Source organism: Streptomyces sp. NBC_01352, from assembly GCF_036237295.1.
Lineage (GTDB): Bacteria > Actinomycetota > Actinomycetes > Streptomycetales > Streptomycetaceae > Streptomyces > Streptomyces plumbiresistens.
On record NZ_CP108354.1, the window covers coordinates 2,126,880 to 2,147,544 of the forward strand.

20 protein-coding genes and 2 pseudogenes are annotated in these 20,665 nt (G+C 71.7%); 7 read left to right on the forward strand and 15 right to left on the reverse strand.

All coding sequences use genetic code 11. The annotated features are described in order from the left end of the window. Nucleotides 1–51 precede the first annotated feature (51 nt). Both OG252_RS10120 and OG252_RS10125 read left to right on the forward strand, forming a co-directional pair. Nucleotides 52–1,560: a M1 family metallopeptidase gene (locus tag OG252_RS10120; protein ID WP_329335368.1), complete on the forward strand. Its 1,509-nt coding sequence runs from the start codon at nt 52–54 to the stop codon at nt 1,558–1,560. A gap of 36 nt (nt 1,561–1,596) precedes the next feature. After that, nucleotides 1,597–2,541: an arginase family protein gene (locus OG252_RS10125; protein WP_329335370.1), complete on the forward strand. Its 945-nt coding sequence runs from the start codon at nt 1,597–1,599 to the stop codon at nt 2,539–2,541. 362 nt (nt 2,542–2,903) lie between these two features. Here OG252_RS10125 and OG252_RS10140 read toward each other — a convergent pair whose 3' ends face one another. Next, complete coding sequence (locus OG252_RS10140; protein WP_266450376.1) at nt 2,904–3,383, reverse strand: macro domain-containing protein; 480 nt, start codon at nt 3,381–3,383, stop codon at nt 2,904–2,906. Nucleotides 3,384–3,422: 39 nt separating this feature from the next. Further along, nucleotides 3,423–4,889, reverse strand: a complete 1,467-nt coding sequence (locus OG252_RS10145; RefSeq protein ID WP_329335374.1) for an amino acid permease — start codon at nt 4,887–4,889, stop codon at nt 3,423–3,425. Nucleotides 4,890–5,149: 260 nt separating this feature from the next. Between OG252_RS10145 and OG252_RS10150 the strand changes: the two genes are divergently transcribed. Beyond that, the gene (locus OG252_RS10150) at nt 5,150–5,851 is read left to right on the forward strand and encodes a MerR family transcriptional regulator (protein ID WP_329335375.1); all 702 of its coding nucleotides are present in this window, start codon (nt 5,150–5,152) and stop codon (nt 5,849–5,851) included. A gap of 221 nt (nt 5,852–6,072) precedes the next feature. Here OG252_RS10150 and OG252_RS10155 read toward each other — a convergent pair whose 3' ends face one another. The 5 genes from OG252_RS10155 to OG252_RS10175 all read right to left on the reverse strand — a co-directional run bounded on the left by OG252_RS10155 (nt 6,073) and on the right by OG252_RS10175 (nt 12,334). Continuing rightward, nucleotides 6,073–8,262: a 3-hydroxyacyl-CoA dehydrogenase NAD-binding domain-containing protein gene (locus OG252_RS10155; protein ID WP_329335377.1), complete on the reverse strand. Its 2,190-nt coding sequence runs from the start codon at nt 8,260–8,262 to the stop codon at nt 6,073–6,075. A gap of 70 nt (nt 8,263–8,332) precedes the next feature. Beyond that, entirely contained in the window at nt 8,333–9,547 is a 1,215-nt protein-coding gene (locus tag OG252_RS10160) for an acetyl-CoA C-acetyltransferase (protein ID WP_266450370.1), read from the reverse strand. Next, nucleotides 9,544–10,710 carry an acyl-CoA dehydrogenase family protein gene (locus OG252_RS10165; protein ID WP_329335380.1) on the reverse strand — a complete coding sequence of 389 codons (1,167 nt, stop codon included), beginning with the start codon at nt 10,708–10,710 and terminating at the stop codon, nt 9,544–9,546. The genes OG252_RS10160 and OG252_RS10165 overlap by 4 nt, the downstream gene beginning before the upstream one ends. After that, nucleotides 10,707–11,837: a CaiB/BaiF CoA transferase family protein gene (locus tag OG252_RS10170; RefSeq protein WP_329335382.1), complete on the reverse strand. Its 1,131-nt coding sequence runs from the start codon at nt 11,835–11,837 to the stop codon at nt 10,707–10,709. The genes OG252_RS10165 and OG252_RS10170 overlap by 4 nt, the downstream gene beginning before the upstream one ends. 116 nt (nt 11,838–11,953) lie before the next feature. Beyond that, nucleotides 11,954–12,334, reverse strand: a complete 381-nt coding sequence (locus OG252_RS10175) for an MmcQ/YjbR family DNA-binding protein (protein WP_266453051.1) — start codon at nt 12,332–12,334, stop codon at nt 11,954–11,956. 92 nt (nt 12,335–12,426) lie between these two features. Here OG252_RS10175 and OG252_RS10180 point away from each other — a divergent pair, with 92 nt between their 5' ends. Next, nucleotides 12,427–13,605, forward strand: coding sequence for a saccharopine dehydrogenase family protein (locus OG252_RS10180; protein WP_329335384.1), 1,179 nt, complete (start codon nt 12,427–12,429; stop codon nt 13,603–13,605). 7 nt (nt 13,606–13,612) lie between these two features. Here the strand turns inward: OG252_RS10180 and mmpA are convergent, their stop codons facing one another. Together mmpA and OG252_RS10190 are read right to left on the reverse strand one after the other, a co-directional pair. Continuing rightward, nucleotides 13,613–13,759: a morphogenic membrane protein MmpA gene (mmpA, locus tag OG252_RS10185; protein ID WP_266450364.1), complete on the reverse strand. Its 147-nt coding sequence runs from the start codon at nt 13,757–13,759 to the stop codon at nt 13,613–13,615. 121 nt (nt 13,760–13,880) lie between these two features. Continuing rightward, the gene (locus OG252_RS10190) at nt 13,881–14,570 is read right to left on the reverse strand and encodes an endonuclease V (protein WP_329335386.1); all 690 of its coding nucleotides are present in this window, start codon (nt 14,568–14,570) and stop codon (nt 13,881–13,883) included. Nucleotides 14,571–14,619: 49 nt separating this feature from the next. On the opposite strand from OG252_RS10190, the gene OG252_RS10195 reads away from it, so the two are divergent. Beyond that, entirely contained in the window at nt 14,620–14,916 is a 297-nt protein-coding gene (locus OG252_RS10195; RefSeq protein ID WP_266450360.1) for a YciI family protein, read from the forward strand. Nucleotides 14,917–14,919: 3 nt separating this feature from the next. Here OG252_RS10195 and OG252_RS10200 read toward each other — a convergent pair whose 3' ends face one another. Then, nucleotides 14,920–15,249: a plasmid stabilization protein gene (locus OG252_RS10200; RefSeq protein WP_329335389.1), complete on the reverse strand. Its 330-nt coding sequence runs from the start codon at nt 15,247–15,249 to the stop codon at nt 14,920–14,922. A gap of 71 nt (nt 15,250–15,320) precedes the next feature. Beyond that, complete coding sequence (locus tag OG252_RS10205; RefSeq protein WP_329335391.1) at nt 15,321–16,433, reverse strand: WD40/YVTN/BNR-like repeat-containing protein; 1,113 nt, start codon at nt 16,431–16,433, stop codon at nt 15,321–15,323. 244 nt (nt 16,434–16,677) lie between these two features. On the opposite strand from OG252_RS10205, the gene OG252_RS10210 reads away from it, so the two are divergent. Next, a complete protein-coding gene (locus OG252_RS10210; RefSeq protein ID WP_266450356.1) occupies nt 16,678–17,094 on the forward strand; it encodes an SsgA family sporulation/cell division regulator in 417 nt (138 codons plus the stop codon). Between the two features lie 12 nt (nt 17,095–17,106). Here OG252_RS10210 and OG252_RS52315 read toward each other — a convergent pair whose 3' ends face one another. The 4 genes and pseudogenes from OG252_RS52315 to OG252_RS10220 all read right to left on the reverse strand — a co-directional run bounded on the left by OG252_RS52315 (nt 17,107) and on the right by OG252_RS10220 (nt 18,726). Next, nucleotides 17,107–17,247 carry a hypothetical protein gene (locus tag OG252_RS52315; protein WP_406496776.1) on the reverse strand — a complete coding sequence of 47 codons (141 nt, stop codon included), beginning with the start codon at nt 17,245–17,247 and terminating at the stop codon, nt 17,107–17,109. Nucleotides 17,248–17,353: 106 nt separating this feature from the next. Continuing rightward, nucleotides 17,354–17,593, reverse strand: a pseudogene (locus tag OG252_RS52320) (isocitrate lyase/phosphoenolpyruvate mutase family protein); the annotation flags it as partial. A gap of 65 nt (nt 17,594–17,658) precedes the next feature. Continuing rightward, nucleotides 17,659–18,012, reverse strand: a pseudogene (locus OG252_RS52325) (isocitrate lyase/phosphoenolpyruvate mutase family protein); the annotation flags it as partial. Between the two features lie 66 nt (nt 18,013–18,078). Beyond that, entirely contained in the window at nt 18,079–18,726 is a 648-nt protein-coding gene (locus tag OG252_RS10220; RefSeq protein ID WP_329335393.1) for a GOLPH3/VPS74 family protein, read from the reverse strand. Nucleotides 18,727–19,029: 303 nt separating this feature from the next. Here OG252_RS10220 and OG252_RS10225 point away from each other — a divergent pair, with 303 nt between their 5' ends. Then, nucleotides 19,030–20,655, forward strand: a complete 1,626-nt coding sequence (locus OG252_RS10225; RefSeq protein WP_329335395.1) for an ABC-F family ATP-binding cassette domain-containing protein — start codon at nt 19,030–19,032, stop codon at nt 20,653–20,655. The last annotated feature ends 10 nt before the right edge of the window (nt 20,656–20,665 follow it).

Below are 20,665 nucleotides of genomic sequence, written 5' to 3' on the forward strand. Positions count from 1 at the left end.
GGAATCAATAGGCTCCGAACGGACTTCGTGCCCCTACGACTTGGAGCTTTTGTGCACCGCAGAATCACCGCGCCGGGCGCACTCGCGGCGGCCACCCTGATGCTGGCGATCCCGGCATCGGCCGCAAGTCACGCCCCTGGTGCGCCGGGCATCGGCGACCCCTACTACCCGGACTACGGCAACGGCGGATACGACGTCTCCCACTACGACCTGCGGCTGAAGTACCAGCCGTCCACGGACGAGTTGGAAGGCACGGCGACCCTGCTGGCCCGCACCACCCAGGACCTGTCGCGGTTCAATCTGGACTTTCTGCTGGACGTGAGCGAGGTGCGGGTCAACGGCGCGAAGGCGTCGCTGGCGACCTCCGGCGAGCACGAGCTGGAGATCACCCCGAAGACCCCGCTCGCGAAGGGCACCGACGTGACCGTCGTGGTGCGCTACAGCGGTGTGCCGTCGTCGAAGCAGGCGTACGGCTTCACCAGCTGGCACCGCACTCCGGACGGCGGTGTCGCGGCGAACGAGCCCGAAGCGGCCTGGTGGTGGTTCCCCAGCAACGACCACCCGCTCGACAAGGCCACCTACGACGTGTCCGTGCTGGTGCCGGACGGCACTCGGGCCATCTCCAACGGCACGCTCCAGTCGACGAGTTCGCGCGCCGACTGGACCCGCTACAACTGGCGGTCCAACAAGCCGCAGGCCACCTATCTCGCGACACTGGCGGTCGGCAGGTTCGACGTCACGACCGGCACGACCGAGAGCGGCATCCCGGTCGTCAACGCCTACAGCAAGGACCTCGGCGACAACTACGGTGCGGCGCGGGCGAGCATCGAGCGGACCGGGGAGATCGCGGACTGGCTGACCGGCTATTTCGGGCCGTATCCGTTCAACGCGCTCGGCGGGTACGTGCCGAACACGGACACCGGGTACGCGCTGGAGACACAGACCCGGCCCTTCTACAGCCCGCGCCAGTTCGCGGCCGGTACGAACACCTCCGTCGTCGTGCACGAACTGGCCCACCAGTGGTACGGCGACCTCGTGTCCGTCGCCGGCTGGAAGGACATCTGGGTCAACGAGGGGTTCGCGCGGTACGCCCAGTGGCTGTGGTCCGAGCACGAGGGCGAGGGGACGGCACAGGAACTCGCCGACTACGTGTACGCCTCGCGTCCGGCCGACGACCCGTTCTGGACGGTGAAGCCCGGGGATCCGGGGCCGGAGAACCAGTTCCACCTCGCCGTCTACGACCGGGGTGCGCTGGCCCTGCAGGCCCTGCGCAACGAGATCGGTGACGACGCGTTCTTCGCGATCCTGAAGGGCTGGCCGCAGAAGTACGCGCACGGCAACGCGTCCGTCGCCGACTTCCAGAAGTACGCCGAGCAGGTGTCCGGGAAGCCGTTGGCCGCGTTGTTCGACACGTGGCTGTTCCAGCCGGTGAAGCCGGCGGCGCCCGCGGCACGGGACGACGCCTCCCTGGCCCGGTCCGCGGCGGCTCCCGTGCAGCCGAGGTCGTGGAAGAAGATCGCGGCGACGAACGACGTGCACGAGCACGAGCACGCTCACTGAGGGGCCCCGTTCTGCCCGGCGGTCTACGGTTGGCTCATGCGCCGGACGCGTGAGCCGGCCGGCGCCACCGGGCTGACGGAGGTGTCGGACGTGCGGGACGTGGCGGTCATCGAGGCGCCGTCCGTGCTGGGGCTGCGGCCGACCGGTGTCGAGGAGCTGCCCCGGGCGCTGCTCGGGGCCGGACTGGCCGAGGGGCTGGGGGCGGTGCGGGCGGGCCGGGTCGAGCCCCCCGCGTACGACGCGCGTCGGGACCCGGACACCGGGGTCCTCAACCCGGACGGCATCGCGGCGTACTCCCTCGCGCTGGCCGACGCGGTGGGCGGTGTCCTCGACCACGGCCGGTTCCCGGTGGTCCTGGGCGGTGACTGCAGTGTCCTGCTCGGCAGTCTGCTCGCGCTGCGCCGCCGGGGTCGCCACGGCCTGCTCTTCCTCGACGGGCACACCGACTTCTACCAGCCCGCGGCGGAGCCGACCGGCGAGGTGGCCTCCATGGAGCTCGCCCTCGCCACCGGCCGCGGGCCGGACGTTCTCGCCGATCTGGAGGGCCGAGGGCCGCTGGTGCGGGACGCGGACGTGGTCGCCCTCGGCTTCCGGGACGCGGAGGAGTCCGCGGCGGCCGGGATGCAGCCGCTGCCGGCCGGGCTGCACGCGATGGACCTGTACGAGGTGCGTGCCCTCGGCGTGGACCGCGCGGCGGGCAGTGCGGTCGACCTGCTCGCGGCGGACCGCCCGGGCGGTGCCGACGGGTACTGGATCCACCTCGACGCCGACGTGCTGGACGACGCGATCATGCCCGCGGTCGACTACCGCCTGCCCGACGGGCTGGCCTGGCAGGAGCTGGAGACCGTGCTGCGGACCGCGCTGTCCGGCCCGGGAGCCGTCGGCTTCGACGTCACGATCTTCAATCCCCGGCTGGATCCGGACGGGAGCATTGCGGCACGCCTCACCGAGTGTCTGGTACGGGCGTTCCGGGCCGTCTGACGGGGGGCTCGGTCAGTCCCCGTGGTCGTACACCGTCACCGCGATGTCCCGCTTCGCCAGCCGCTCGGTGACCAGCGGCTCGACCCGGGACCACTTGCCGCCGGCCAGGCCGCACCCTATGCGGGGCATGTGCACGGAGGCGCCAAGCACTGGTACGGGCGCTCCAGGCCGCCTGACGGGGGCTCGGTCAGTCCCCATGGTCGTACACCGTCACCGCGATGTCCCGCTTCGCCAGCCGCTCGGTGACCAGCGGCTCGACCCGGGACCACTTGCCGCCGGCCAGGCCGCACCCTATGCGGGGCATGTGCACGGAGGCGCCGAGCACTGGTACGGGCGCTCCAGGCCGCCTGACGGGGGCTCGGTCAGTCCCCGTGGTCGTACACCGTCACCGCGATGTCCCGCTTCGCCAGCCGCTCGGTGACCAGCGGCTCGACCCGGGACCACTTGCCGCCGGCCAGGCCGCACCCTATGCGGGGCATGTGCACGGAGGCGCCGAGCTCGGCCGCCTTGTCGGCCACCCCGCCCAGGGCCGCGTCGATCGCCTCGTACCGCACGGGCACGCCCTTGCTGCCCGTGCGTATCCCCCGCTGACCGACCATGTTGGCCACCCACACATATCGTTCCACCTGCACGAACTGGACCGCACCCAGACCGAAGTCGTTCGCCGCGCGGTCACGGTGCCAGGCCCGGAACGCCGCCTCCGGCTCCGGCCAGCGCCGCGAGACGGCCAGGACGAAACCCTTCCCCCAGCCCCCGAGGTCGTTGCAGACATGGGCGATCAGCTTGACGCCCTTGACCGACGGAACGGTGGCGTCACCCCGGACGTACGTGATCTCCGACATGACGCCACCGTAGAGGCCGCCACTGACAGTGGCCCCGCGTTATCCGGTGAACCCCGCCGGTTCCTGGTCGGCCGCCCTCGCGACCCTGCGCCGGATCCCGAACCAGCCGCCCACCAGCAGGACCGCGATCACCGGGATGAGCAGCAGTGTCCTGCGGCCCACCTCGGGGTCGTTCCACATCATGCCGAGGCAGGCGAGGAGGAAGGCGATCGTGGTGATCTCCGTGGCCGGGCTGCCGGGCAGGCGGAAGGACGGGCGGACCAGCAGGTCTGCCCGGGCTCGGCGGACGAAGAGCAGGTGGCAGACCATGATGATCACCCAGGTGCTGATGACGCCGAGGGCGGCGATGTTCAGCACGATCTCGAAGGCCCGGCTCGGCATGAGGTAGTTGAGGCCGACGCCGAGGACGCAGACCGCGCAGGTCAGCAGGATGCCGCCGTAGGGGACCTGGCTGCGGTTCATACGGGCGGTGAACTTGGGGGCCGAGCCCGCCATCGCCATGGAGCGCAGGATGCGGCCCGTGGAGTACAGGCCGGAGTTCAACGACGACATCGCGGCCGTCAGCACCACCAGGTTCATCACGTCGCCCGCCGCCGGGACACCGATCTTCGACAGGACCGTGACGAAGGGACTCTCGTCGGCCGAGTAGACCGAGCCGGGCAGCAGCAGGGCCAGGAGGACAACCGAGCCGACGTAGAACAGGCCCACCCGCCACATGATCGAGTTCACCGCGCGCGGGACGACCTTCTCCGGCTCGGCCGTCTCGCCCGCGGCGACGCCGACCAGCTCCAGGGCGGCGTACGCGAAGATCACGCCCTGCATGACGAGGACGACGGGCATCAGGCCGTGCGGGAGGACGCCCCCGTTGTCGGTGATCACGCCCAGGCCGGGTGTCCCACCGCCCACTTCGTGCCGGGTGGCCAGCAGGAAGATGCCGATCAGCATGAAACCGACGAGGGTGGCGACCTTGATGATCGCGAACCAGAACTCCATCTCGCCGAAGTACTTCACCGAGATCAGGTTCACCGCCAGGACCACCGCGAGGGCGATCAGGGCCAGCGTCCACTGCGGGATGTCGGTGAACAGGCTCCAGTAGTGCGTGTAGAGGGCGATCGCGGTGATGTCGGCGATGCCGGTCGTCGACCAGTTGAGGAAGTACATCCACCCGGCGACGTAGGCGCCCTTCTCGCCGAGGAACTCCCGCGCGTACGACACGAAGGAACCGGACGACGGGCGGTAGAGGACCAGCTCGCCGAGGGCCCGGACGACGAAGAAGGCGAAGACGCCGCAGACGAGGTAGGCGAGTGCGAGCGCCGGGCCCGCGTCGTGCAGGCGGCCGCCGGCTCCCAGGAAGAGTCCGGTGCCGATCGCGCCGCCGATGGCGATCATGTTGACGTGACGGGCCTTGAGGTCCTTGCTGTAGCCGGCGTCGCCCGCGTCCACGGGCGTCGTGGCCGCCCCGGTGCGGGAGCCGGTCTGTGCCGATTTCACGGCGTCCTTGCTCACGGGTGGTTCCACTCTCTGGTGCGCCCCGGCGGGTCCCGCTCGGGTGTCCGGACGTGATGCGGCCCGTGCCGGTCGGTTTGCCGCTCGGTTTGCCGCTGGGGTTGCCGCTCGGTGAACAAGGCACAGGCCGAGGGGTCGCCTGCCCCGGAACCCACCTCACACGCGGTGGCACATGTCACATAGGTGCACATCACACACAGGTGGGCCAGAGGGCGCCCAAGAGGTTTCACACCATTGGTGAGACAGCGATACTGCTGCACATGACGACCGACACCACAGCTGCCGGGGAGCCGACCCTCACCATCGACGAACTGGCCGCGCGGGCGGGTGTCACGGTCCGCACGGTCCGCTTCTACGGCACCAAGGGTCTGCTGCCCCCGCCGGTGATCGGTGCGCGGCGGGTCGGTCACTACGGCCGGGTGCACCTCGCGCGGCTCGCGCTGATCGAGGAGTTGCAGCAACAGGGCATGACGCTGGCGGCCATCGAGCGCTATCTGCAGCAGCTGCCGCCGGACCTGAGCGCGCACGACCTCGCCATCCACCGGGCCGTGGTCACCTCCTGGGCGCCGGACACGGTGGAGACGCTGTCGCGGGAGGAGCTTCGCCGGCGGGCGGGGCGGGAGCTGGACGACGGGGACGTGGCGCGGCTCGCCGCGATGGGCGTGGTCCGGGCGGACGGCGGCTCGTACCGCGTCGATCTGGGCCTGCTCCGGCTCGGTGTCCAGCTGCTCGACGTACCGCTGTCGCAGGAGGCGATCCTGGCGTCCCGGAACGTCCTCGTCGAGCACTCGCGCGCGGCGGCCCGCGAGCTGGCGGAGCTCTTCCGCGGCGAGGTGTCGGAGCGCGACGCGCAGGATGTGCGGTCGCTGTCCGCGCACATGCATCCGCTGGTCGTGCAGGCGCTGCTGACGACCTTCCAGCGGTCGTTGAGGGAAGAGCTGCGCGAGTCGCTCACGCAGTGACCGTCCGTTCAACAGCGGTTCTCGCCCCCGCCGCCCCTACCCGTCCCGTCCCTGGGGGCTGCGCCCCCAGACCCCCGCTTCGGCCCGAAGGGCCTCGTCCTCAAACGCCGGACGGGCTGGAAGTCAGCCCCTCCGGCGTTTGAGGAGCGGGGTCTGGGGCGGAGCCCCAGAAGGACGGGACGGGTAGGGGCGGCGGGGGCGAAAACCCCCGGGGGCTGGGGTCACCCGTCCCCGAACCGCTCCCCCTTCTCCGCCTTCTCCACCAGCAGCGCGGGCGGCGCGAACCGCTCCCCGTACCGCTCGGCCAGCTCACGCGCGCGTGCCACGAAGCCCGGCAGACCGCCCTCGTAGCCGTTGATGTACTGCAGGACACCCCCCGTCCACCCCGGGAAGCCGATGCCGAAGATCGAACCGATGTTGGCGTCCGCGACGGACGTCAGGACGCCTTCCTCCAGGAGCTTGACCGTGTCGAGCGCCTCGGAGAAGAGCATGCGTTCCTGCATGTCTTTGAAAGGCACAGTCTCGAAGGGGATCTCCGCGTCCTGGCGCGTGAAGTGCTCCCGCAGCCCCGGCCACAGGCCGGTCCGCGCACCGTCCTCCCCGTACTCGTAGAAGCCCGCTCCCCCACTGCGACCGGTGCGGCCGAACTCGTCGACCATGCGGTCGATGACGGCCTCGGCCGGGTGGGCCGTCCAGGTGCCGCCCGCCTCCTCCACGGCCCGCCTGGTCTCGTTACGGATCTTGCGCGGGAGCGTGAGCGTCAGCTCGTCCATCAGGGACAGCACCTTGGCCGGGTAGCCGGCCTGTGCCGCCGCCTGTTCGACCGACGCGGGCTCGACGCCCTCGCCGACCATGGCCACGCCCTCGTTGAGGAAGTGCCCGATGACGCGTGAGGTGAAGAAGCCGCGCGAGTCGTTGACGACGATCGGCGTCTTCTTGATCTGCCGGACCAGGTCGAAGGCACGGGCCAGGGCTTCGTCGCCGGTGCGCTCGCCCTTGATGATCTCGACGAGCGGCATCTTGTCGACGGGCGAGAAGAAGTGCAGGCCGATGAAGTCGTCCTGGCGCTCGACGCCTTCGGCGAGGGCGGTGATGGGGAGCGTGGAGGTGTTGGAGCACAGCAGCGCGTCCGGCTCGACGAGGTGCTGGATCTCCTGGAACACCTTGTGCTTGAGCGAGGTGTCCTCGAAGACGGCCTCGATGACGGCGTCGCAGCCCGCGAGGTCGGAAGGGTCGGCGGTGGGCGTGATGCGGGCGAGCAGCGCGTCCGCCTTGTCCTGCGTCGTACGGCCCCGGGAGACGGCCTTGGCGCACAGCTTCTCGGAGTAGCCCTTGCCCTTGAGGGCCGCTTCGGGAGAGACGTCCTTGAGGACGACGTCGATGCCCGCGCGGGCGCACGAGTAGGCGATGCCCGCACCCATCATCCCGGCGCCGAGGACGGCGACCTTGCGGACCGGGCGCGGCTCGATGCCCTTGGGGCGGTTCGCGCCGGAGTTGACGGCCTGGAGGTCGAAGAAGAACGCCTGGATCATGTTCTTCGAGGTCTGCCCGGCGGCCAGCTCCACGAAGTAGCGGGCCTCGATGACCTGGGCGGTCTCGAAGTCGACCTGGGAGCCCTCGACGGCGGCCGCGAGGATGTTGCGCGGCGCCGGGTAGGGCGCGCCGGCCGTCTGCTTGCGCAGGGTGGCCGGGAAGGCGGGCAGGTTCGCCGCGAACTTGGGGTGGGCGGGCGTACCGCCGGGGATCCGGTAACCCGGCCTGTCCCAGGGCTGCTGCGAGGCGGGGTTGGCCTCGATGAAGGCGCGGGCCTTGGCGAGGAGTTCCTCCTGGGTGGCGGCCACGTCGTCGACGAGACCGTTCTCCAGGGCGCGCCGGGGGCTGTACTGGGTGCCCTGGAGGAGGACCTTGAGGAGCGCGTCGGCGATGCCGAGCAGGCGGACGGTGCGGACGACGCCGCCGCCTCCGGGGAGCAGGCCGAGGGTGACCTCGGGGCAGCCGATCTTGGAGCCGGGGGCGTCGAGGGCGATGCGGTGGTGGCAGGCCAGCGCGATCTCGTAGCCGCCGCCCAGGGCCGCGCCGTTCATGGCGGCGACGACCGGCTTGCCGAGGGTCTCGATGCGGCGCAGGTCGCGCTTGATGGCCATGCCGCCGTCGAACAGTTCCTGCGCGGTCTCGGGCGTGACGCGGATGAGGTCGCGCAGGTCGCCGCCGGCGAAGAAGGTCTTCTTCGCGGAGGTGATGATGATGCCGCGGATGGTGTCCTTCTCGGCCTCCAGGCGGTCGGTGATCACCGCGAGGGAGTCGCGGAACGCCTGGTTCATGGTGTTCGCGGACTGGTCCGGGTCGTCGAGGACGAGGGTGACGACGCCGGTGCGGTCCTGTTCCCAGCGGATGGTGGTGCTCTGTGTCATGACAGGGTCTCCGTAGAGGTCTCTTGGATCCGGATCAGAGGTCTCCTGGGTCCGGATTTCCGCCGGGGATTCAGATGCGTTCGACGATCGTGGCGATGCCCATGCCGCCGCCGACGCACAGCGTGGCGAGGCCGTACCGCTTGTCCTGGCGCTCCAGTTCGTCGACGAGCGAGCCGAGGATCATGGCGCCGGTGGCGCCGAGCGGGTGACCAAGGGCGATGGCGCCGCCGTTGACGTTGACCTTGTCGAGGGACAGGCCCATGTCCTTCACGAAGCGCAGGACGACGGCCGCGAAGGCTTCGTTGATCTCGACGAGGTCGATGTCGTCGATGGTCAGCCCGGCCTTCGCGAGGGCCTTGCGGGTGGCGGGGGCGGGGCCGGTGAGCATGATGGTGGGCTCGGAACCGGAGACGGCGGCGGAGACGATCCGCGCGCGCGGGGTGAGCCCGTAGCGGTCACCGACCTCCTTGGAGCCGATCGCGACCAGCGACGCGCCGTCCACGATGCCGGAGGAGTTGCCCGCGTGGTGGACGTGGTCGATCTTCTCCACCCAGTGGTACTTCTGCAGGGCCACGGCGTCGAAGCCGCCGAGGTCGCCGATGTCGGCGAAGGACGGCTTCAGCCTGCCGAGTGAGTCGGCGGTCGTCCCTGGGCGCAGGTGCTCGTCGTGGTCGAGGACGACGAGGCCGCTGCGGTCCCTGACCGGGACGACGGACCGGTCGAAGCGGCCCTCCTTCCAGGCGGTCGCCGCCCGCTCCTGCGAGAGCGCCGCGTACTCGTCGACGTCCCGCCGGGAGAAGCCCTCGATGGTGGCGATGAGGTCCGCGCCGATGCCTTGCGGCACGAAGTTGGTGGCGAGGTTCGTCATCGGGTCGTTGAACCAGGCGCCGCCGTCCGAGGCCATCGGCACCCGGGACATCGACTCGACGCCGCCCGCGAGGACGAGGTCCTCCCAGCCGGAACGCACCTTGGCGGCGGCCATGTTGACGGCCTCCAGACCCGAGGCACAGAAGCGGTTCTCCTGGACGCCCGCCACCGTGTCCGGCAGTCCCGCGGCGACGGCGGCGATCCGGGCGATGTCGGAGCCCTGGTCGCCGACCGGGCCGACGACGCCGAGCACGATGTCGTCGACCGCGGCCGGGTCGAGGCCCGGGAAGCGGTCGCGGATCTCGTGGATGAGCCCGACGACCAGGTCGACGGGCTTCGTGCCGTGCAGGGCGCCGTTCGCCTTGCCGCGGCCGCGCGGGGTGCGGATCGCGTCGTACACGTACGCTTCGGTGCTCACATCAAGCCTTTCGGGGAGGGGCAGCCCAGCAGGGAACGGCCGATGATCTCCTTCATGATCTCGGTGGTCCCGCCGTAGATGGTCTGGATACGCCCGTCGGTGAAGGCCCGGGCGACGGGGTGGTCGGTCATGTAGCCGTAGCCGCCGTGGAGTTGGAGGCAGCGGTCGGCGACCCGCTTCTGCAGCTCGGTGGCCCACCACTTGGCCATGGAGGCGTGCACGGCGTCGAGTCCGCCGCTGGAGTGGTCCTCGATGCAGCGGTCGAGGAACGACCGCGTGACGGCACACTCGGTGGCCATCTCGGCGATCTCGAAGCGGATGTGCTGCTTGGTCGCCAGGGGCCGGCCGAAGGCCTCGCGTTCCTTGACGTACTCCGTGGTGATCTCCAGGAGGTGCTCGGCGGCGGCGATCGCGGCGACGGCGATGCTCAAGCGCTCCTGGGCGAGGTTCGTCATCAGGTGCCCGAAGGCGCCGTGGAGCTCGCCGAGGAGGTTCTCCTTGGGCACGCGCACGTCGTGGAAGAACAACTCGGCCGTGTCCTGCGCCTTCTGGCCGATCTTGTCGAGGTTGCGGCCGCGCTCGAAGCCCTCCATGCCGCGCTCGACGACGAGCAGCGACAGGCCGTGCGCGCCGCCCTCCGGTGTCGTCTTCGCCACGACGATCACCAGGTCGGCCAGGATGCCGTTCGAGATGAACGTCTTCGAGCCGTTGAGCAGCCAGTGGTCGCCCCGGTCCGCGGCGTGGGTGCGGATGCCCTGGAGGTCGGATCCGGCGCCCGGCTCGGTCATGGCGATGGCGGTGATGAGCGTGCCGTCGCAGAAGCCAGGCAGCCAGCGCCGCCTCTGTTCCTCGGTGGCCAGGCCGGTCAGGTACGGGCCGATGATGTCGTTGTGCAGCCCGAGGGCGAGCCCTGGTGCACCCGCGCGGGTGAACTCCTCGGCGAGGACGGCGCTGTAGCGGAAGTCGGCGGTGCCGCCGCCTTGGTACTCCTCGTCCACGGCGAGCCCGAGCAGGCCCTGTTTGCCGGCCGCCCGCCAGGCCTCGCGGGAGACGATGCCGTCCTTCTCCCACTGTTCGTAGTACGGCAGCACCTCCCTGGCCAGGAAGCTGCGCACGGTATCGCGGAACGCGTCGTGTTCGGGGGCGAAGATCTGCCGCTTCATCCGAGGCCCTTCAGGAGGTCGGGTACGTCCCAGTCGCGTGCCACGTCCGCGGTGTCGGCGCCGGGCCGGGCAGGGCCGGTGCGGACCTGGGTCGGGGTGGCGGAGAAGCGGGGTGCGGGGGCGGGCTGGGTGATGCCGCCGTGGTCGGTGAAGGTGCCGCGGGCGGCGAGGTGCGGGTGCCGCGGGGCCTCGCGCAGGGTCAGTACGGGTGCCACGCAGGCGTCGGAGCCCTCGAAGACGGCCGTCCACTCGTCGCGGGTGCGGGATTTGAAGCGGGCGGCGACGGCCTCGCGCAGCTCGCCCCAGCGGGTCCAGTCCTTGCGGGCCCCGGCGTGCTCCTCGATGCCGAGGAGGCTCAGGAACTCCTCGTAGAACTGCCGCTCCAGGGCGCCCACGGCCATGTACTTCCCGTCGGCGGTCTCGTAGGTGCCGTAGTAGGGGCAGCCGCCGTCGAGGAGGTTGGCACCGCGCCGGTCCTGCCAGCCGCCGGCGGCGAGCATGCCGTGGATCATCGCGGAGAGGTGGGCCGTGCCGTCGACGATGGCGGCGTCGACGACCTGCCCGGTGCCGGTCGCGCGGGCGTGGTGCAGGGCGGCGAGGACGCCGACGACGAGGTACAGGGAGCCGCCCGCGTAGTCCCCGAGCAGGTTGGCCGGGACGGCGGGCGGCCGGGACGGTTCGCCGATCATGCCGAGGGTGCCGGTGAGCGCGATGTACGCGATGTCGTGCCCGGCGCGCGGGGCGAGGGGGCCTTCCTGGCCCCAGCCTGTCATCCGGCCGTAGACGAGCTTCGGGTTGCGGGCGTGGCAGTCCTCGGGGCCGACGCCGAGGCGCTCGGCGACCCCGGGGCGGTAGCCCTCGACGAGGACGTCGGCGCGGGCGGCGAGGTCGAGGACGCGGGCGGGACCGTCGGGTGCCTTGAGGTCGACGATCACCGAGCGCTTGTTGCGGTTGGTGACGTCGAACTCCGGATCGACGGCGAGCCCGGACCCACCGGGCCGGTCCACACACACCACGTCGGCGCCCAGGTCGGCCAGGAGCATGGCGGCGAACGGGCCGGGCCCGATCCCGGCCAGCTCGACCACGCGTACGCCGGAGAGCGGGCCCGGCCTCGGCGTCGTTGCCATGCAGCCCCCATAGGTATGACACACATGATGTAACACCAGCGATGCTAAGAACGCCGCCCAACGGACACAAGACCTGAAGAGCAAGCGCTTAGTCGGATTGTGCCCCGTGGACCGGCTCAGCGACCGTCGAGCTCGGCCGTCAGCCGCTTCGGCGCGATCGTGCGGTAGCTCTCCTCCACCCAGTCGCACAGCAGCTCGGCGGCCGGGGCGCCCGGCGGCTCCAGCGGGACGCTCACCCAGCCGGACTTCCCGAGGCCGTACCCGGCGGGTTCGGCGCCGGGGCAGGTCAGCGCGTGGGCGTGGGCGGCCTCGTCCTTGAGCTTCACCGTGACGCCCAGCGGATAGCTGCCGTCGTCGACACCGAGGAAGACGAACACCTTCTTGTTGACCTTGGCGACGGTCTCGCCCCAGGGGAACTCCTCCGTGGCACCCGGCATCCCGAGAGCGAACTCGCGCACTTTCTCCCACTTCTTCAGGGCGTTCTTCGGCACGGCCACCTGCACACCTCCGGCCTCGTCGGCGGGCTCCGCACTCCTCACGCTAGCCTCGGCCACCGACAACGGCGCGTGCGGCGAACCCGAGAGGTGTCATGAACAGGCTGAACAGGACGGATCGTCCCTACGACATCGTGCTCTTCGGAGCCACCGGCTTCGTGGGCACGCTCACCGCCGAGTACCTGGCCGCGCACGCTCCCGAGGGGCTGCGCTGGGCGATCGCCGGCCGCAGCGAGGAGAAGCTCCACCGGCTGCGGGAGGGGCTGCCCGGCGGCTCGGAGGTCGGGGTGCTGAGGGCCGACGTGTCGGATCCGGCCTCGCTGCGTGAACTCGCGGAGCACGCGCGCGTGGTGGCCACCACGGTCGGCCCCTATGTGACGCACGGCGAGGAGCTCGTCGCCGCCTGCGCGGACTCCGGAGCGGACTACCTGGACCTCACCGGTGAGCCGGAGTTCGTGGACCTGATGTACGTCCGCCACGACGCACGCGCGCGTGAGACGGGCGCCCGGCTGGTCCACGCGTGCGGTTTCGACTCGGTGCCCCACGACCTGGGGGCGTACTTCACCGTCCGGCAGCTCCCCGAGGGCGTGCCCCTGAAGGTCGACGGGTTCGTGACCGCGGACGCGACCTTCTCGGGCGGCACCTTCGCCTCGGCGCTCAACCAGTTCGCGCGCGGACGGCAGATGCTGGCCGCCGCCCGGGACCGCGGCCGGCACGAGCCCCGCCTGGTGGGCCGGCGCGTCAGCGCACCGACCGGCACGCCACGGTTCGCCCCGGAGATCGGCGCCTGGGCGCTGCCCCTGCCGACGATCGACGCGCAGATCGTCCGGCGGTCCGCGCAGGCGCTGGAGCGGTACGGCCCGGACTTCCGCTACCGCGAGTACGCGGCGGTACGGCACCTGCCGGTCGCGGTGGGCGGAGTGGCGGCCGTGGGCGCGCTGATCGCGGCGGCCCAACTGCCGCCCGCGCGGCGCTGGTTGTCCGACCGGCTCAAGCCCGGCGAGGGGCCCGGCCCGGAGAAGCGCGCGAAGAGCTGGTTCAAGGTCCGTTTCGTCGGCGAGGGCGGCGGCCGGCGGGTGTACACGGAGGTCGCGGGCGGCGACCCGGGATACGACGAGACGGCGAAGATGTTCGCCGAGGCGGCGCTGTGCCTGGCCTTCGACGACCTCCCGCCGACGGCCGGTCAGGTCACCACGGCGGTCGCGATGGGCTACGCGCTGACCGAGCGGCTGCGGCGGGCCGGGATCACCTTCCGGGTGGCCGGGAGCCGGTGAGCGGGCCCTACAGCGGCCACTGGGCGACGGTGTAGATCATGCCGACGATCCAGCCGAGCCCCGCGAGGGTGGCGAGGACGAGCGCGGCGGTCACGGCACGCTCGACGGGGCGGTCCGGGTCGGCGAGGGGCTTGGGGGCACGGTGCGAGGTCATGCGCCACAGCCTGCCGAGCGAACCGCCGGCCCCGCATCCGTACAGGTACTCAGACGACGTACTCAGAGCAGTACGCAGAGCAGTACGCAGAGCAGTACGCAGACGCAGTCCTCGCGCCTTCTCAGGGAGTTGCTTCCCGCAGCGCCCGTCGGCACAGCGCGTCCGCCCTGCGCGTGGTCTCCGGCAGCCGGTACTCGGGGGTCAGCGCGAGGGTGTGGGCGCAGGCGTTGTCGAGGTCCACGCGGTGACCGACCGAGACGAAGACCGGCTTGACGCCCGCGCGGGTGCGCAGGGCGCGGCCGACCTCCTCGGTGCCGGCGAGCAGGGGGGCCGTACTGCCGCGCGCGAGGCCCGGGTCGTCGTACGTGAAAGTGAAGGGGTTCTTGGCGACCCCGATGGTGGGCAGCCCGGTGAGGACGCCGAGGTGGCTGGCGAGGCCGAAGCGGCGCGGATGGGCGAGGCCGTAGCCGTCGCACACGACCAGGCCGGGCGGGCAGGGCAGGGCGTCGAGGGCCGCGAGGACCGTGGGGATCTCGCGGAAGGCGAGCAGGCCGGGCACGTACGGGAAGGAGATCCGGCCGACGGCCGTGGCCTCGGCGACGACGTCGAGGCTCGCCGCGTCCAGCACCACCGCGGCGGCCGCGACGACATCGTGCTCGTCGTCGTAGGCCACGTCGACACCGGTCACCCGGCCCGCGCCGGGCGGCGGTCCCGGCTCGTCGAGCACCACGCGCCCGCGCAACTCGTCCTGGACCGCGCGGGCCTGCTCCTCGGTCGCGGGCCAGTCGGGGGGAGTTCTTACCGTCGTCATGATGGGACGAGCCTACGGCCCCTCCCCCGGACGGCGTAGCCTCGCGATCATGTTCGTACTGGAGCTGACCTACACCGCCCCGCTCGATGCCGTCGACGCCGTGCTGGAGGCGCATGTCGCCTGGCTCGACGAGATGTACGAGCAGGGTGTCTTCCTGGCGTCCGGGCCCAAGAACCCCCGCGAGGGCGGGGTGATCCTCGCCGTCGCGGGGGACCGGGCGTGGATCGAGGGGATCGCCGCGGGCGATCCCTTCGTCACCGCCGGGGTGTGCGCGTACCGCATCGCCGAGTTCGCCGCGACGAAGACGGCACCGGGGCTGGAGCGGTTCCGGGAAACGCCGGCCTGAGGCTCAGCTCTTGCCGCCCAGCGCCCGCTGCAGCTGGCTCTTGTCCATGTCCGAACGGCCCTTGACGCCCCGCTGCTTGGCCTCCTGGTAGAGCTGGTCGTAGGTGGGGCCCTGGGAGCCCTTGCCGGACCGCTGGCCGCCCCGCTTGCCGGACGACATGTCCTGGGTCGAGGTGCGGCTGGCGGTCTTCGACTCGCCGGACCGGGCGCGTTCCTTGTTCACCGTCCGAGCGGCGATCTCCTTGGCGCGTCCCTTGCTCTCGCCCCGGTCCTCGGCGCTCTCCTTGATGTGCTCGTACTGGCGCTCCCGCTTGGGGCTCGAACCACGTGGCATGTCCGCTCACTCCTTTCCCGTTCGGGGAACGGGTACCCGCATTCCGGACCTATGCGGCACGCCCTGCGGACTCAGCTCTCCAGACGCGCCATGCGCCCCTGTTCCCCGGCCGCCCAGCACGCCAGGTCGGGCGTGCAGTCCACGGTGTCGTACGAGCCCGTGTCCACCGTCCGCCAGGTGCGGCCGCCGTCCGTCGTCAGGTCCGTGCCGGTCGGTCCGACCGCGAGGGCGGCATTGCGGCTGTACGGGAGCCAGGCGACGCCCGAGCGGTAGGCGGGCGGCGGCTCGGCGGCGGGCCGCCAGTCGCGGCCGCCGTCGGCGGTGCGGGCCGCGGGGCCGGTGGACGTCTGGTCGGGGCGGTAGTCGCCGCCGACCGCGAGGCCGTGCGTACGGTCCCGGAAGGCGAGCGCGAAGACTCCGCGGGCCGGGTCGCCCGCCGGGATCGGCGTGTCGGAGGCCGTCCAGGTCAGGCCCCGGTCGGCGGAGTGCAGCACGCGCGCGCGTGCGGCCCCGCCGGTGGCCAGCCACACGTCCCGGGACCCGGCGGAGACCAGGCACTGGCCGCTGGCCGCGAACCCGGCCTCGCCGGGCAGCGCGGCCGGCATGCCGGCGCTGGGCAGCACCGTCCAGGAGCGGCCGCCGTCGCTCGTCGACAGGATGCGGAACTTCCCGTCGACCGGGTCGCTCATCGCGAGGCCGTGGCGGCGGTCGAAGAAGGTGAGGCAGTCGTAGAAGGCCCGCGCGTCGGTGTTGCGGAAGGACTCGGTCCAGGTCGCGCCGCCGTCGTCGGTGCGGTAGACGCGGGACGCCTCGCCCTCGCCGATGGCCAGCACCACCGCGCGCCGCGCGTCGAACGCCTCGATGTCCCGGAACTGCAGCTCCTCGGCGCCCGGCGGCGAGACGTTCCGCCAGCTCGCCCCGCCGTCCGTGGTGCGCAGGACGGTGCCCTGGGTGCCGGACACCCAGGCGGTGTCCCGGCCGACGGCCGCGAGCCCCCGGAACCGCACACCGGTGCTGCCGGTGTCCTTCAGCTCCCAGTGCGGTGTCCGCTGTCCGGACTCCTGCGCCTGTGCGGGTACGGCGGTCAGGGCGGCCAGCGCCGCCGCGCACGCCACCCCCGCGCCCACCGCTCGCCTCGTCCGTCCGGGCCGTCTCGTGCGTCGCGTGATCCCCAAGCGCCTCATGGCGGGCGAAGCTAGCCCACCGCCCGGGTGTCGTCCAGAGGGCCCCCGACCGCCCTGCCCGGAGGCTGCGTTTGCCACAAGTGCCTTTCACACCCCAGGAGAAGAGCCTGGTCACTCCCGTGAATGAAGACGGTGACAGAGGTCACTCGACATCGGTGTGCACGGAAGGGCTCATTCCGACGTCTCTTCCCATGCCCGGCCTCATCCCCGGATGTCCGTTCAGCCGTCACAAGGGAGCAAGGCGTTGTCCATCGTCATCGAGCAGCAAGTCGAGGCCCGTCTCGTCGCCGCCGCGCCGCGGATGCCGAGCATTCCCGCCACGCTGCACTACGACCGCCGCGACCCGTTCGCCGTCCGCATGACCTTCCCGGCCCCGGCCACCCTGGAGGGCGTGGAGGTCTGCTGGACCTTCAGCCGCGAACTCCTCACGGCCGGCCTCCAGGAGCCCGAGGGGCACGGCGACGTGCGGGTGCGGCCGTACGGCTACGACCGCACCGTCCTGGAGTTCCACGCCCCCGAGGGCACCGCCGTCGTGCACGTCCGCTCGGGCGAGCTGCGCCGGTTCCTGGAGGCGACCAGCGAGCTGGTGCCGGTCGGTCTGGAGCATCTCCAGCTGGATCTGGACCACGACTTGGCGGAGTTGATGCGGGACGCCTGCTGAGCCCGGCCGGCGTCAGCGGCCGAGCAGCGTGTTGAGCTCGCCGTAGCCGAGCCCGTCCGCCAGCGCGTCGTACGTCCCCGCGCCCAGCAGTTCCCGGGCGGCCCGGCGGACCACGGCGTGCGCGGCCTGGGCGATGCCCGAGCCGACGCTCACGCGCTCCCCCACTCTCGACTTCGCTCGAGCGGGAGGGACCCCCATCGCCGAGCGCGGCCAGCTCCGCGACCGGCGGGGCGCCGGGACCGGCCATCACGTTCAGCGGTCCGTCCACGCCGTCGGCGAGCAGTTTCACGGTCCCCGGCTCGACGGCCCCGGGGACGAAGATCCCGTCGGCGCCCGCGGCGAGGAAGGCGGCGGCGCGCTCCAGGGTGAGGTCGACTCCCCCGGCGGCGCACAGGAACGTGTCGATGCGGGCGTTGACGAACAGCGGCACGCCCTCCGCGTCGGCGGCCCCGCGGGCGGCGGCGATCCTCCCCCAGACTCCGTCCGGGGGGACCCCCATCTCGCTTCGCTCGCCTGTTCGGCCACCGGACGCAGCGGACCGCGGTCGCCCTCGTACAGCGCGTCCTCGATGTTCACGCCGACCACGCCCGCGGCGAGCACGGCACGTATCGTGTCGGCCACCTCGGCGGGGTCCTTGGCGTAACCGGTCTCGACGTCCGCGCTGACGGGCACGTCGACCGCGGCGGCGATGTCCGCCACGGCCGCCAGGGCCCGGTCGCGGTCCAGCGTGTCGCCGTCCGCCGCGCCCAGGGCCCAGGCGAGACCCGCGCTGGTGGTCGCCACCGCGGCCGCGCCCGCGTCCTCGACGATGCGCGCGCTGGCGGTGTCCCAGGCGTTGGGCAGGACGAGCGGGCTGCCCGGCACGTGCAGGGAGCGGAAGGCGAGAGTGCGGTCGCGCAGGATGCTCTGGTTCGTCATGCGCCTCACTCAACCAGCGGCCGCGCAGGGCGGTCTGGCAGGAATCCGACAGGGACGTGCGGCGGATCAGTCGACGGCGGACGCCGCCGCCCTCGCCGTCCGCACCTCCCGGACGACCGTCCGCAACACCGGTGCCGCCACCCCGCCCCGCTCGGTGAGTTCTTCGAGGCGCCCCCGGTCGCGCGCGTCGTCGGACACCAGCCCCGCGGCGTCCGTGAGCACGGCGAGGGCCGCGTCCCGCTCGGAGACCTCCGCGACCGGCACCGGCCCCAGCACGACCGCCCGCGCCTGCGCACGCAGCGCGTCCACCACGGCGACGCCTTCCAAGACGTACTCGACGGTCGGGAAGACCCCGAGGACCCGTCGCTTCTCGGCGTGCAGGAAGCCCCCGGCGGCCAGCTGCTCCCGTACGGCGTCCAGGGTGATCCGCGCACGCAGGGTCACCCAGGTGCGCCACCGGTGCGGCCGGGACTCCCGGACCAGTTCGAGCAGGCCGTCGAGGACGGGGTCCCCCGTGTCGGAGTCCATGTCGGCCGGCGTGGCGACGCCGTCCTCGTCGACGAGCAGACCGCGCCGGACCAGCTCGACCAGGGCGCCGGCCCGGACCAGAGCGGGCAGCCGGCCGGCGTCGGCGGCCTCGGTCTCCGTGCTGTCCCAGGCCAGCAGGCACAGCCGGGCCGGGAGCGAGAGCGAGCCATGGGGCGCGGGGTGCACGGGGTCTCCTTCGGGCGGTGGGATCGGGGCTCAGTTAATGCGTTGACAGCCCCCAGGGCCGCTCATACGGTGTACAGCGGTCCTGTTGCCGTCGATTGGAGAAGGACGTTGCTCGTCTGAGGTCCTGAGACACCGCGTCACACACGTGCAGTGTGTGCGTCGCGTGCGACCTCGGCGTCCGAGCCGTCCTCCGGAACAGGGCTTTTCTCATGCCCCTAAGTCTCCGGGGCCTCTCCCCCTTGGTCGCAGGTGTCTCGATACGCGTTTGCCCCCGACCACCTCAAGCAACCGCGGAGACCCCGTATGTCTACTTCCATCACCTGTACCTCCCTCGCCTTCGCCTGGCCCGACGGCACCCCCGTCTTCGAGGACCTCGACGTGGCGTTCGGCCCCGGCCGCACCGGCCTCGTCGGCGTCAACGGGTCCGGGAAGTCGACCCTGTTGAAGCTGATCGCCGGGGAGCTCCCCCCTGCCGACGGCGCCGTCCGCGTCGCCGGCGAGGTCGGCTACCTCCCGCAGAACGTCACCCTCGACACCCGCCTGAGGGTCGACGAGGCGCTCGGCATCGCCGCACAGCGGACCGCGCTGCACGCCATCGAGGCCGGTGACGTGGCCGAGGAGCACTTCGAGACGGTCGGCGACGACTGGGACGTGGAGGAGCGCGCGCTCGCCACGCTCGGTGAACTCGGGCTCGGTCACATCGAGCTGGACCGGACGATCGGCGAGGTGTCGGGCGGCGAGTCGGTGCTCCTGCGGCTGGCCGCGCTGCTGCTGCGCCGCCCGGACGTCCTGCTGCTCGACGAGCCCACCAACAACCTGGACCTGTACGCGCGCAGGCGGCTGTACTCGGCCGTCGAGTCCTGGCCGGGCGTCATGGTGGTGGTCAGCCACGACCGCGAACTCCTGGAACTGGTCGACCAGATCGCCGATCTGCACTCCGGCGAGGTCACCTGGTACGGCGGCAACTTCTCCGCCTACGAGGAGGCGCTCGCCACCGAACAGGAGGCCGCCGAGCGGATGGTGCGGGTCGCCGAGTCGGATCTGAAGAAGCAGAAGCGTGAACTGACCGAGGCCCAGGTCAAGTTGGCCCGGCGCAAGCGGTACGGCCAGAAGATGTGGGACCAGAAGCGTGAGCCGAAGATCATCATGGGGGCACGCAAGCGCGCGGCACAGGAGTCCGCGGGCAAGCACCGCATCCTGCACGAGGAACGGCTCGCCGAGGCCAAGGAGCGGCTCGACGAGGCGGTGGAGGCCGTACGGGACGAGGACGAGATCCGTGTCGAGCTGCCGTACACGGCCGTACCGCCGGGCCGTAACGTCCTCACTCTCATGGACCTCCGACTCGCCTACGGGGCAAGCGTTGCGGGCGGCTTCGACCTGCGCGGGCCGGAGCGGATCGCGCTGATCGGGCGCAACGGCGCGGGCAAGACGACGCTGCTGCGCACGATCGCCGGGGAACTGGAGCCGGTGTCGGGCGAGGCGACGACCCACGTGCCGATGCGGTTTCTGCCGCAGCGGCTCGACGTCCTGGACGAAGAGCTGACGGTCGCCGAGAACGTGGCCCGGTTCGCGCCGGGCGCCACCAACAACCGGGTCCGGGCACGGCTGGCCCGCTTCCTGTTCCGGGGCGCCCGCGCCGACCAGAAGGCGCAGACCCTGTCCGGCGGCGAACGCTTCCGGGCGGCCCTGGCCGCGCTGATGCTGGCCGAGCCCGCGCCGCAGCTGCTGATGCTGGACGAGCCGACCAACAACCTCGACATGGCGAGCGTCCGGCAGCTGACGACGGCCCTGGAGTCGTACGAGGGGGCGTTGATCGTGGCCAGTCACGACCTGCCGTTCCTGGAGTCGATCGGCATCACCCGCTGGCTGCTGATGGAAGAAGGAGAACTCAGGGAAATCAAGCCAGAAGCTGTCGGGTATCCCGCCTAGCGTCGGGTGC